Here is a 12,429-nt window from a genome sequence, read left to right as displayed (position 1 = left end):
GAAATTCCAAGGCCAGACGTCCTATTTACCCGCATTGTCAAACAGGTGGCCAGTCCACCCAGTTTTGAACAGTTCTAAACTAGCTTCTAAGAAGACGCCCGCGCTGCGTCAAGGCCAGCGGCAGAATTGTTCCAAGCGGCGGTCAAGTTTTTGCACGAGTTAAGTGGAGTTATTCATGCCTGAGGTCATTTTCGCCGGTCCGGCCGGTCGTCTGGAAGGACGCTATCAGCCGTCGAAGGAAAAGAATGCGCCGATCGCCATCATCCTGCATCCGCACCCACAGTTCGGCGGCACGATGAACAACAAGATCGTCTACGACCTCTTCTATATGTTCCAGAAGCGGAATTTCACCACGCTTCGCTTCAATTTCCGCGGCATCGGCCGCAGCCAGGGCGAATTCGACCACGGCAACGGCGAATTGTCGGATGCCGCGGCGGCGCTCGACTGGATCCAGGCACTCCATCCGGATTCGAAGACCTGCTGGGTTGCCGGCTACTCCTTCGGCGCCTGGATCGGCATGCAGCTTCTGATGCGCCGTCCGGAGATCGAAGGCTTTATCTCGATCGCGCCGCAGCCCAACACCTATGATTTCTCCTTCCTGGCCCCTTGCCCGTCGTCCGGCCTTATCATCCATGGTGATGCCGACAAGGTCGCCCCGCCGAAAGACGTTCAGGGACTGGTCGACAAATTGCATACGCAGAAAGGCATCACGATCACGCAGAAGACGCTGCCCGGCGCGAACCATTTCTTCGCCAACGATGCCGAATTGCTGCTCGAGGAATGCTCCGACTATCTCGACCGGCGCCTCGCCGGCGAACTTTCCGATCCACGGCCCAAGCGGCTGAGATAAACACGCAGGACAAACGCCGATGTACCAGCCTCCTCATTTCATCGAAACGCGGCTGGACGTCCTGCATTCCCTGATTCGCGCGCATCCGCTCGGCCTGCTCGTCTCGAACGGGCAGGACGGCCCGGTCGCCAATCCGTTGCCTTTCCTGCTCGATGGCGACGTGCCGCCGCATGGCAGGCTGCGCGTGCACCTTGCCAGGGCAAACCCGCAATGGCGCATGCTGGCCGATAATCCCGACATGCCGGTGCTTGTCGTGTTCCAGGGGGCGGACACCTATGTCACGCCATCCTGGTACGAGACGAAGCGCGAAACGGGAAAGGTCGTGCCGACCTGGAACTATGCCATCGTTCAGGTCCGTGGCCGCATGCGCGTGATCGATGACAAGGATTGGCTCGCCGGGCAGATTGCAGAACTTACCGCCAGCCATGAGACCAAGCGCGCTGAACCGTGGAAGGTGACCGACGCGCCTGAGGCGTTCATCCAGGCACAGATCAAAGGCATTATCGGCCTCGAGATCGAGATCACCAGCATCGAAGGCAAATGGAAGGTCAGCCAGAACCGTCCGGTCGCAGATCGCGCCGGCGTGGCGGAAGGGCTGGAAACGGACGCCGGATCGACCGGCACCGCCGAGATGGCGAATCTGGTGCGCCAGTACGGCGGGCTGAGCGGCGACTAGATCAGGCTTGTACTGTGGACGGCTGAGCCAGCACCCCGCCGCTCACCGCTTCCCGGCAGCCCGTAGTCGTCGGGAAAGTCAGCGGCAACCCATTCAGCGATCGCACTGCCAGGAAAGCCCAGGCTTCCGCCTCGGTCGCATCACCGTCCAAACCGGCATCTTCTGCAACGATCACCTCGGCACCTGCCTTTTCAGCCCCGGCGCGCAGATCACCGACGATATGCGGGTTCTTGCGGCCGCCGCCGCAGATGATCCACAGCTTCGGCTTTTCAGGCATATGCTCTGCCGATTTCAATATTGCTTCGGCTGAAACGGCTGCCAGCGTGCGTGCGCCGTCAGACAACTCCAGGTCTTTCGCGAGATCGAGCGTGAAGTCGTTACGGTCGAGCGATTTTGGTCCCGCCTTCTCGAAAAACGGCACTTCCAGATAACGCTCGACCACCGAAACAATGATACCGCCTTCGCTGGCGATAGCACCGCCGGCATCGAACGGCACGCCGCCCTCACGCGACACCCATTGGTCGATCAGCGTGTTGCCAGGGCCGGTATCGAAAGCGAAGGGATCGCCCTTCTCAGGCACATAGGTAATATTGGAAATGCCGCCGACATTGACGAAGACGACCGGATATCGCCCGGAAAAAGGTTCCGGCAGCGTCCGCGCCAGAGCCGCATGATAGGCCGGCACCAGCGGCGCGCCCTGCCCGCCCTGCGCCATGTCGTTGGCGCGCATGTCGTAGACCACCGGCACGCCAAGCTCGCGTGCCAGAAGCGCACCGTCGCCCAGCTGCACGGTAACGCCAACCTGCGGCCGGTGCAGCACCGTCTGGCCATGAAAGCCGATCACCTCCGGCCTGCCCCACGCGCCGGCCGGCGAGGCCAGAAAGGTTTCGACAGCGCGCGCGTGCCGCAGCGTGATCTCGCGTTCGAGGCCTTGGAGATCGCCGGGCCGGTCGTCGCGCTTCACAATGGCCTTCGCCGTTTCCAGCGAATTCTCGATGCGCCGCCGGAAAGCAGCTTCGTAGGGAACGAAAAGCGAAGGCCCTATCTCTATTTCGGCGACGCCATCGGTCCGCAGCATGGCGATGTCGATGCCGTCCATCGACGTGCCGCTCATCAGGCCGATCGCGCATGTTGTCGTCATTTTGGTCGCCGTTCTTGTGATTCCCTGCCGCCAGATGCTAAACGCGCCCGACCACACTTGCCACGGCAGCGTCCTATGCGCCGTGGAATTCTCGGGAAAGAAAAAATGTCCGCCTTCAAATCCGATTTCCTGCGCATCCTTTCCGAGCGCGGCTTCATCCATCAGACATCCGATGATGCCGGCCTCGACAAGCTTTTCGCCACGGAAACGGTTTCGGCCTATATCGGCTTCGACCCGACGGCATCGAGCCTTCATGCCGGCGGCCTGATCCAGATCATGATGCTGCACTGGATGCAGCAGACCGGGCATCGCCCCGTCGCGCTCATGGGCGGCGGCACGGGCATGGTCGGCGACCCGTCCTTCAAGGACGAGGCGCGCAAGCTGATGACGCCCGAGACGATCCAGGCCAACATCGACGGCATCAAGCAGGTTTTTTCCAGCTACCTGACCTTTGGCGACGGCCCGCGCGACGCGCTGATGGTCAACAATGCCGAGTGGCTCCTGCCACTCAACTACCTCGAATTCCTGCGCGATGTCGGCCAGCATTTCTCGGTCAATCGCATGCTCGCCTTCGATTCGGTGAAGCAGCGGCTCGACCGCGAGCAATCGCTGTCCTTCCTCGAATTCAACTACATGATCCTGCAGGCCTACGACTTCGTTGAGCTCAGCAAGCGCTACGGCGTCAAGCTGCAGATGGGCGGCTCGGACCAGTGGGGCAACATCGTCAACGGCATCGATCTCGGCCACCGGCTGCGCACGCCGCAGCTCTACGCGCTGACCTCGCCGCTGCTGACGACATCGTCCGGCGCCAAGATGGGCAAGTCGATGAATGGCGCGGTCTGGCTGAATGCCGACATGCTGAGCCCCTACGAGTTCTGGCAATACTGGCGCAACACCGAGGATGCCGATGTCGGCCGCTTCCTGAAGCTCTACACGACGCTTCCGCTGGATGAGATCGCGCGCCTGGAAAAGCTCGGCGGTTCGGAAATCAACGACGCCAAGAAGGTTCTGGCAACCGAGGTCACCTCGATGCTTCACGGCCGCGATGCCGCACAGCAAGCAGAAGAAACCGCGCGCAAGACCTTCGAGGAAGGCGCCTTCGCCGACACGCTTCCGACCGTCGAGATCGGCAAGGCTGATCTTGAAGCCGGCATTGGCATTCTTGCATTGTTCGTCACAGCCGGCCTTGCCGGCTCCAACGGCGAAGCCCGCCGTCACGTTCAGGGTGGCGCGGTGCGCGTGAATGACGCTGCCGTTTCCGACGAACGGCGGATCATTACGAGCGCCGACCTCACCTCAGAAGGCGTCGTAAAACTTTCGCTCGGCAAGAAGAAGCACATCCTGGTGCGGCCGGTTTGACCGACCGCCAAACGGCTGCTCACTGAAATTCGAAGATCGACCGGAAAATTCCCGGCGCGATGACCGACAGCGGATTGATCTGCATGTTGGGTGACTTGGCGTTGCCGGAAAGCCGGTAGGTCACGCCGATCAGCCCGCGGTCGCGCCCATTGCCCAGGATTGCACCGAACAGCGGGATCTCGCCAAATATCCGGTTCAGGCCATAGGCGGGCATGAAAGTGCCGGTCATCGCCATGTTGCCGCGCTCGTCATAGAGCGTCCCCTGGAAAGTCGTGCCGATCAGCGGCCCACGAAGCACGCCATTGCCGATCTTCAGATAGCCCTGGCCCTTTTCTATCTGGGCAAAGCCGCGCTCGAACTGCACCCGCGACGTGTCGATATTGCTTTTCACCGCCTGGTTCAGGCTGCGCTCGTCGCCGGGCGGCGTGGTCGAGACGATCGATGCCAGCCTCGGTTCGTTGACGATCCAGAAGTTGCTGGTGTCGACCTGCCCGCTCATGGGGCCGTCGCCGGCAGCCGCCAGTGCCAGCTTGATGGCTCCACCCTGCATGTTGTCGTAGATGTTCATAAAACGCAGGATCGCCCCGGCGTCCGCCGACTGCATCTGCAGGCTACGCTGGCCGCCATCCGACGAACTGCGCACCGTGACTGCGCTTCCCGAGCCGGTCACCGCCGACACCTTCAGGCCGTTCACCTTCGACCCGGCGCCGCTGTAGCTGACCGCGACGTTGGAGAGCTGCTCGCCGCCAAAGCCGGTAATCGCCCTGACGTCGAGATTTACGGAAACCCCTGCCCCACCGCCCGCCTTCCCGGCCGGGCTAGAGCCGACGTCCGAGGTGAACTGCTTGATCAGTGACCGCGCATCCATCTGGCTGCCGCTGACGTCTACCGAATAGCTTTTGCCGGAACGCTTGATCGAAACCGCGACATTGTCATCGCGGTTGAGTTTCACCGTCGTTAAGCGAGCCGAAGAGAAACTGCCGCCGGCTAGCGCGATCGAACCGCCGATCGCAAAGGATTTTCCTTCAAGCCTGAAGTCGGAAAGCGTCGAATTGCCTTCGGATTTCTGCAGCGTGAAACTGAGATCGGCGGCGATCCCAGGCCCCTTCGACCAACCCACCCAGGGAATGTCGAGTTTTGCGTTCGTCAGGTCGGCAGTGACGGCCTGGCTTCCGGCCGTCTTTGCATCGAGATTGACCTTGATCGTGCCCGTGACCAGCGTCGAAAGCTCAGGCATGACGCTTTCGCGGGTCGCATCGTCGAGCACCAGCTGAACCTTGCGCTGACGCTCCGGACCGCCTGCCCGCAGCGGTTCGATAATGGAAATATCGGCCGGAATCCCGTTCAGCTTTGCCTTGGCGGTTATCACGGCATTGTCGGGCTCGACGACGATCGTGCCGTCGGCATCGCTGATGCGCTGGCCATCCAGCGGCCTGGCAAGCGACAGGTCCTCATAGTCGAGCGCGACATGCCAGAAGAGCTTGCTGGTATCGATGCCTTTCGAAAGCGGGATGTCAGCCTTGACGTTGCCGCTCACCTTGCCGCTGAACTCGTCCGGCTTCATCCCCACGAAACGCATGGCGTTGATCGGATCGTAGGACGCGAGTTCCGTAATTGCGGCGGCTTCCCCAGCGACATTGATGTCGAGCGACCCGATCAGCGGTGGTCGATTGGCTTTCTCGATCCTGAGTTTGCCGTCAGTTGCGATCACGCTACGACCGCTCGGAAGGAAAACCGTTCCCGACGATAGCGAGATATCGACATCGTTGCCCTGGAAATCCACGACACCCATGGCATCGCGAACCGGCGGTATCAGGCCTGCAGTGTCAAATCGCGTGTCGTCGATCTGAAACCTGCCCGAGACCTCGTCGGCGGTAAGCGGAATGCCGTTTCCGAGACGATCGGGCGCGACCTTGAACTGCAACCGGCCATCAAGGACGCGGCCGCCGAAGACATGATCCAGAACCCAGCTTCTCGCCCCCTTGGCGGCAAACAGGGGCCATATCTGCTTGACGTGGGACACGTCCATGTCGTGGACGGCCAGCGCCAGCGCAATCCCCGGTGCCTTGCCGCCCCCGGGGATTTCCAGCGAGGCCGTTCCAACAACCTCTCCCGACCCACTTTTGACCGCGATCTGGTCGGCGGTTATCAGGTTTTTCTCGGCGTCAAAGGTGCCGTTCACGCGCGCGATCAGATCAAGCGCGGGCTCAGGCGAATCCTGAGGCGCAAGCGTTGCGGCGGTGCTGACAAGTTCATACCGGTAGAGCGGCTTGTCGCCGCCAAGGCCGGTCGCCGGCCGAGGCCCTATGGCGCCGTTGAATTCGAGATTGGACCGCCCGGTTGCCACGCGAAGCCGATCGATCTCGATCTTGTTCGACCCTGTCAGCAACGTGGCTTGAACATTGACCGCACCGTTGAAAGCTCCGTCCTTGCCCAGGTCAAGCACTGCGCGATCGAGCGAGAGCGACGCCGTCAACTGGCTTGGATTGGTTGCAATTCCCTGCTGTCCGGCGATCGTCAGGCTGAAATCACCAATATCGCTACCGTTCTCCAGCGCCGGCGTTTCCTGCGCCAAGGCAGCTGTCTTCACCTGCGCGTTGAGGTCGGTGATACGGTGCGAAACCGTATCGCGGGTAGCCGTGCCGGTCAGCGCCAGTCCGCGACCGTCGATGTCGATGTCAGCCGTGAAGGTGAGTTCGCCCGGCCCGGCTTCGCTCAGCGAAGCTTCGGCGATGCGCACGATACGCACGCGGCCGTCCTCCGGAAGGACGAATTCGACATTTTCCAGCTGTATCTGGCGCGTCGAGCCAACCTCCAGCGCATCGAGCGCGCGGCTGACCTGACCGAATATCGCTTCGGCGACCTTGTCGGGATTGATCAGACCGTCATCGTTCTTCAGGATTTTGGTCCAGTCACCCCTGTCTGCCATCGGCATCGCTGCCGTGGTGATCCGCGCGTCGGAAATCCCGGCGCTGCCAAGCCGGATATTGCCCGAAAGCAGCGGCAGGAAACGTACCCCGAATCGCACCAGCCCGGCATCGATGATAGGTGCGCCATCTGCAGCTTTTACGCTGACATCGCGAACTTCCAGCGCGACAAGCCGCGAGCCGTCTACGGATACGCCGGCAGGGCCCATCGAGGCAGTCACGTCCACGCCGGCAAAGGTCTCGATCGCTTTCTCCGCCTCGGCGCGCAGCCGTTCGCTGCCCATTCCGGAATAGCCGATTGCGAAAACGATCGCGGCAAGCACCGCGAGCACGGTCGCCAGCACCGCCCCGGCCGCTAAGGCTAACCTTCCGCAACGTCTGGCAATGTTCTGGCGCGGCTTTCCGAAGTCCTGGCCTTCCGCGGATGGAAAGGCGCTAAGATCCGTGATTTCGTGACGCCGAAACCGTATCTTCTCGTGTTTTGGTACCTTGTGATCCACACGGTATCCCGTGACAGCGTTTCAGTCGTGGACGAATCCTAAAACGACAATATATCTCTGTGGGTTCGCGCGTAACCTCAAACAAGGGCACCGATATGACTGAACTCTCGGCAGGAGACAATGCACCGGACTTCGAACTGCCACGAGACGGCGGCGGGGAACTCAGCCTTACCAGCCTTCGTGGCCAGAAAGTGGTGCTCTATTTCTACCCCAAGGACGACACTTCCGGTTGTACGGCAGAATCGATCGACTTTTCAGCGCTGAAATCCGATTTCGAGAAGGCCGGCGCCATCGTGCTCGGCATGTCGCCCGACAGCGTCAAGAGCCACGACAAGTTCAAGACCAAGCATAAGCTTGCGGTCGAACTCGTCGCGGACGAAGAGCGCAAAGCCCTCGAATCCTATGGCGTATGGACCGAGAAAAGCATGTATGGCCGCAAATATATGGGCGTGGAGCGCACCACATTCCTCATCGGTTCGGACGGTCGCATCGCCAGGATTTGGCGCAAAGTGAAGGTGCCCGGCCATGCTGCCGAGGTTCTGGAAGCTGCGCGCGCGTTGTAGAGCGGAACGATTTTGACCTTCCGACGTTTGATTTCAGAACGATCAAACCAATCGGAGGAAGACATGTTACGCGGCGTATTGTTGTGGATGCTTGGCATCCCTATTCCGATCATCATCCTGCTCTGGCTGTTCCTGCGATAGCCCCAGAAGCGGATCGAAAAGCGAAATTTGAAACCCGCCACATGGCGGGTTTTTTGTTTGCGCAATCCCTCCCGAACAACGAATTCCTTTCTGATTGCGCTGTTAAATCCATGCGCGAAAAGCTTTGTTAACCCTAACAATGTGTAATCAACCTGTCGTTGGTCTCCGGCGTGGAAGTTGGTTCCGTGAAACAATCCGATCAGGCAGTCGTATTCGGCAAACGCAAGGAACCGCACACGATCATCATCGCGCGCGGCAGCGAAATCAGGCATTTCACCGTGCGCCCATGGATGGCTGCCTTTGCCGGTTCGGCATTCGCGGCACTGGCGATCGGCTATCTTCTTGCGACTTCCTACCTGGTGCTGCGTGACGATCTCATCGGCGCCGCCACCGCAAGGCAGGCGCGTATGCAGCAGGCCTATGAGGATCGAATCTCTGCCCTGCGCTCACAAGTCGACCGCATAACAAGCAGGCAATTGCTCGACCAGCAGCTTATGGAAACGAAGGTTTCCGAACTGATCGAACGTCAAAGCCAGTTGACCAAACGTCATGGCAGGCTCGGCCCCCTGCTGGATCGCGCGGAAGCGGTGGTGAACGGTGCAAAGCCGGCGGAAGGCTCGGCGCCGGCAAAACCCGAAACGCGCGTTGAACTGCCCTCTCCGGCTGCCGATACGCAACTGGCCTACGCCGCCGTTGGCAGTGCAAAGAACCCGTTTGCGCTGTGGTCGACCCGCAACTCGGCAGCACAGGCGGACTCATCTGCCGATCATGCCGACAAACTGTTCGTCACGCTCAACCAGTCGCTGCGCACAATAGAAAGCGAACAGCTCGCCCGCATAGATTCCCTGGCTGAAAATGCCTACCAGACCGCCGATGTCATCTCCGACGCGCTTGAATCGGCCGGTCTTCCCGTTGACGCAGATTTTGGCAAGGCCGATGTCGGCGGCCCGTTGATTGCCGTCGACAATCCCTCGATGTTCGACACCAAGGTGAAGGAACTGGACGAAGCTCTGGACAAGCTCGACAAGGTGAAGAAGGAAGCGCAGCGGCTGCCTTTGGCCAATCCCGCACCGGGCCGGTCGATTTCCAGCACTTTCGGCGTGCGCAGGGACCCGCTGCTTGGCACTCCTGCCCTTCATTCGGGCATGGATTTTCGCGCGCCCATGGGATCGGATGCGCGCGCAACCGCCGCAGGCATCGTCGTAAAGGCCGGCTGGAACGGCGGCTATGGCCGCATGGTCGAAGTCGATCACGGCAGCGGCTTCTCGACCCGCTACGCTCATCTGAGCAGGATCGACGTCAGGGAGGGCCAGAAGATCGCCACGGGCGATACGATCGGCGAAGTCGGCACCAGCGGCCGCTCCACTGGCCCTCACCTTCATTACGAAGTCCGCCGCAACGGCGAAGCGGTCGACCCCCTGCGCTTTCTGAAGCTGGGCAAGAAAGTCGGCCAGTATCTCTAGCTAGGCGATAAAAGCCGAAGCTACTTTACCAGCGCTGCCGTGCGATCCAGGGCAGCGCCAAAACCTTTCAGCGAAATCGAGAAATTCACCGGCTGGCCGTTTTCGCTTGCCGCGGCCGCGAGTTTGAGTGCCGTTCCGCCCCGCAGCGCGGCAACCATTGCGGCATCGAAGCTGACCGGGACGAGGCACCCGGCCGGTATGCATGTGCGAAAACGCAGAGGCTTTCCGGCAGGCTTCTCGTCGACCTGAAGGGTAACGCCCGAATCCAGCGCGAGGCCGAAAGGAAGCGCAAGGACGCCCTCCGTCTTGCCGGCGTCAATCTTGTTGATCTCTATCGCGAGGATGCGCTGGCCGCTCTGCTGGGCCTGCTGCTGCGACATCGAACAGAACTTTCCCTCCCCCCGCTGCACGCAGGCCACCTGCCAGTCCTCATAGGTTTCCTGCAGCGAGGACGCCCCACCAGGGAGGTTTGAAGGAGCCGCTGGAGCCGTCGCGTTCTGCGCCAGCAAAACGTCCCCCTGGCCCGCGGGAATGCTCTCAGCAAGCTGATCCGGCTGAACCGCTGACATCGTTCCCCCTGTGGCCGCATGAGCGGCCAGGGCGACCGCACTTGCCGCGATGATCGACACAGCTGTGATTTTCAAACGTCCGCCCATGCCCAACGCTCTCCCCCTTGAGATGCAGGCACAGCAAAGTCCCGCGGCACCATGCCGTCGACACAAACCTGCCCGCCCATTCTGCCTTTACATGCGATGTCGCGCGAAAACCATGGTCCAACCGCGGCACGGCAGACGATTCAAAGCTCAATGCAGCCGTACGCCCGCTGACGCCCGGCTCAAATGGCTGCCTTGAGGCTTTCCTCGATGTAGGCCTGGCGAAGCCTGACAGCTACAGCGCCGGGATTGCCGTCACTCAACGCAGTTCCGTCGATCTCCACCACCGGGCAGACAAAACCCGTCGCCGAGGTCGTGAAGGCTTCGCGCGCCGTCAACGCTTCCGCGATCGAGAATGGCCGCTCTTCCACTTTCATTTGCAGTTCGCGCGCGCATTTCAGGACGGCCGCTCGCGTGATGCCGGCAAGAATGTCGCTGGAAAGGTCCCGCGTCACGATCGTGCCGTCCTGCGTGACGATATAAGCGTTGTTTGAGGTGCCTTCGGTCACAAGTCCATCCTGGACGAGCCAGGCATCGTCTGCGCCCTTCTCCTGCGCGATCATCTTCGCCATCGACGGGTACAGAAGCTGCACGGTCTTGATGTCGCGCCTGCCCCATCTGAGATCGTCTACCGAAACCACGCGGGCACCACGCTTCGCCAGGGGGCTGTCCACGATCGATTTCGCCTGAGTGAACAGGACCAATGTCTGGGGAACATTCTTCGGGAAGGCAAAATCGCGATCAGCAGCGCCGCGCGTGACCTGAAGATAGACCAGCCCTTCGACAACGGCATTCCTCGCAACGAGCTCGCGATGAATACTCAGGAGTTCCTCATCCGGGCAAGGTATGGTCATTGCGAGTTCGACAAGCGATCGGCGAAGGCGGCGAAGGTGCCCGTCGAAATCAATCAGCTTGCCCTCCAGCACGGAGGTAACCTCATAGACGCCGTCGGCGAACAGAAAGCCCCGGTCGAACACCGAAATCTTGGCGTCGCTCTCCTGAACGTACTCGCCGTTTACGTAGACAATCCGTTCCATTCGACGGTCCATTCCTGTTTTGAACTGGGGGAAGCTAGAACAATGGGGCCTACGAGGAAATTGGTTCAGTCAGTTCAACACAATAATCCACATACCAATTCGGTGCCCGGCTATCGCCTTAGGCACGAAAAAGACATTCGAATTTGTGGAAGGAAACATTTCTGAACGACTATAAGCCGTTCGAGAAATGGCGCGAGTGACGGGGCTCGAACCCGCGACCTCCGGCGTGACAGGCCGGCACTCTAACCAACTGAGCTACACCCGCGCAAGACGCAGACACTTGAGTTCGTGCCGCGTCGTTGGGCGTGGAATTAAGGGGTTCGGTGGTGAGTGTCAAGCGCTCCAGTGCAGCATTTCGCCACTCGGCTAAAGGTTTTTTCACAAGCAGCGCAACAACCAAGAAACCGGACGATAATACCGAAAAACCCGCGAATTCTCCTTGCGGTTCAGAGACGAACCGCTTAAACGTCCGCTCGCGTCGGGCGATTAGCTCAGTTGGTAGAGCGCTTCGTTTACACCGAAGATGTCGGCGGTTCGAGCCCGTCATCGCCCACCAAATCCCCTCCGATCACTACATACCGTCGAAGCAAAGCGACATTTCGCTTTGCGCGACCGTCGCGGCTCGGCTCGGCTGATACCGAATCTGTGACAAAAGAAAAAGCCGGGCGTGGGGCCCGGCTTTTCCAAATTCGACAATTTGTCGAAAACTTAGTTCACGGCGTCCTTGAGACCCTTGCCGGCCGAGAACTTTGGCACGGTGCGCGCCGGAATCTGCACTTCGGCGCCGGTCTGCGGGTTGCGGCCCGTCGAAGCGGCGCGTTTTGACACGGTGAAATTTCCGAAGCCGACCAGACGAACGTCGCCACCCTTCTTCAGCTCGCCGGTGATCACGGAGAAGACCGCTTCAACAGCGGACTGCGCATCGCCCTTGGCAATGTTAGCGGCCTCAGCGACAGCAGACACCAATTCGTTCTTGTTCATTAAAATTTCCTTCCATGAGAAAACCGGGACTAACGACTCAACCGGCAGGAAACGGACTTTAGAAAGAACTGTTCCCTCAACCAAGCCAGAAAGTCCGAGAATCCTTGGTTTTCCGGGGTTTTTCAACGAAAAAAGCCG

The 12,429-nt window shown here is 60.3% G+C and carries 10 protein-coding genes and 2 tRNA genes; 6 read left to right on the top strand and 6 right to left on the bottom strand.

The features are described from left to right. The first annotated feature begins 175 nt into the window (after positions 1–175). Positions 176–850 (top strand): alpha/beta hydrolase, encoded by a 675-nt coding sequence (locus G6N74_RS00930; protein WP_165113315.1) that lies wholly within the window; start codon positions 176–178, stop codon positions 848–850. Positions 851–869: 19 nt separating this feature from the next. Beyond that, a complete protein-coding gene (locus tag G6N74_RS00925; protein ID WP_165113313.1) occupies positions 870–1,526 on the top strand; it encodes an FMN-binding negative transcriptional regulator in 657 nt (218 codons plus the stop codon). Between the two features lies 1 nt (position 1,527). Here G6N74_RS00925 and G6N74_RS00920 read toward each other — a convergent pair whose 3' ends face one another. Next, positions 1,528–2,667 carry an anhydro-N-acetylmuramic acid kinase gene (locus G6N74_RS00920; protein ID WP_165113311.1) on the bottom strand — a complete coding sequence of 380 codons (1,140 nt, stop codon included), beginning with the start codon at positions 2,665–2,667 and terminating at the stop codon, positions 1,528–1,530. A 105-nt stretch (positions 2,668–2,772) separates the two neighbouring features. Between G6N74_RS00920 and tyrS the strand changes: the two genes are divergently transcribed. Next, a complete protein-coding gene (tyrS, locus tag G6N74_RS00915; RefSeq protein ID WP_165113309.1) occupies positions 2,773–4,026 on the top strand; it encodes a tyrosine--tRNA ligase in 1,254 nt (417 codons plus the stop codon). Positions 4,027–4,045: 19 nt separating this feature from the next. On the opposite strand, the gene G6N74_RS00910 is transcribed toward tyrS, so the two are convergent. Next, positions 4,046–7,453, bottom strand: a complete 3,408-nt coding sequence (locus G6N74_RS00910) for a DUF3971 domain-containing protein (RefSeq protein ID WP_165113307.1) — start codon at positions 7,451–7,453, stop codon at positions 4,046–4,048. 95 nt (positions 7,454–7,548) lie between these two features. On the opposite strand from G6N74_RS00910, the gene G6N74_RS00905 reads away from it, so the two are divergent. Together G6N74_RS00905 and G6N74_RS00900 are read left to right on the top strand one after the other, a co-directional pair. Beyond that, entirely contained in the window at positions 7,549–8,016 is a 468-nt protein-coding gene (locus tag G6N74_RS00905; RefSeq protein WP_165113305.1) for a peroxiredoxin, read from the top strand. A gap of 326 nt (positions 8,017–8,342) precedes the next feature. Further along, positions 8,343–9,620, top strand: a complete 1,278-nt coding sequence (locus tag G6N74_RS00900) for a peptidoglycan DD-metalloendopeptidase family protein (protein ID WP_165113303.1) — start codon at positions 8,343–8,345, stop codon at positions 9,618–9,620. Positions 9,621–9,640: 20 nt separating this feature from the next. On the opposite strand, the gene G6N74_RS00895 is transcribed toward G6N74_RS00900, so the two are convergent. From G6N74_RS00895 to G6N74_RS00885, 3 genes are all read right to left on the bottom strand, one after another. Then, on the bottom strand, positions 9,641–10,276 hold the full coding sequence (locus G6N74_RS00895; RefSeq protein ID WP_246245601.1) for an invasion associated locus B family protein: 636 nt from the start codon (positions 10,274–10,276) through the stop codon (positions 9,641–9,643). A gap of 179 nt (positions 10,277–10,455) precedes the next feature. Then, complete coding sequence (locus G6N74_RS00890; RefSeq protein WP_165113301.1) at positions 10,456–11,310, bottom strand: D-amino-acid transaminase; 855 nt, start codon at positions 11,308–11,310, stop codon at positions 10,456–10,458. A gap of 188 nt (positions 11,311–11,498) precedes the next feature. Further along, positions 11,499–11,575, bottom strand: a tRNA-Asp gene (locus G6N74_RS00885). A 215-nt stretch (positions 11,576–11,790) separates the two neighbouring features. Between G6N74_RS00885 and G6N74_RS00880 the strand changes: the two genes are divergently transcribed. After that, positions 11,791–11,866, top strand: a tRNA-Val gene (locus G6N74_RS00880). 152 nt (positions 11,867–12,018) lie between these two features. Here G6N74_RS00880 and G6N74_RS00875 read toward each other — a convergent pair. Beyond that, on the bottom strand, positions 12,019–12,291 hold the full coding sequence (locus G6N74_RS00875; protein ID WP_165113299.1) for an HU family DNA-binding protein: 273 nt from the start codon (positions 12,289–12,291) through the stop codon (positions 12,019–12,021). Positions 12,292–12,429 lie beyond the last annotated feature (138 nt).

This window comes from Mesorhizobium zhangyense (assembly GCF_011045115.1).
Taxonomy (GTDB): Bacteria; Pseudomonadota; Alphaproteobacteria; order Rhizobiales; family Rhizobiaceae; genus Mesorhizobium_M; species Mesorhizobium_M zhangyense.
This window is presented reverse-complemented; position numbering and strand designations above follow the sequence as displayed.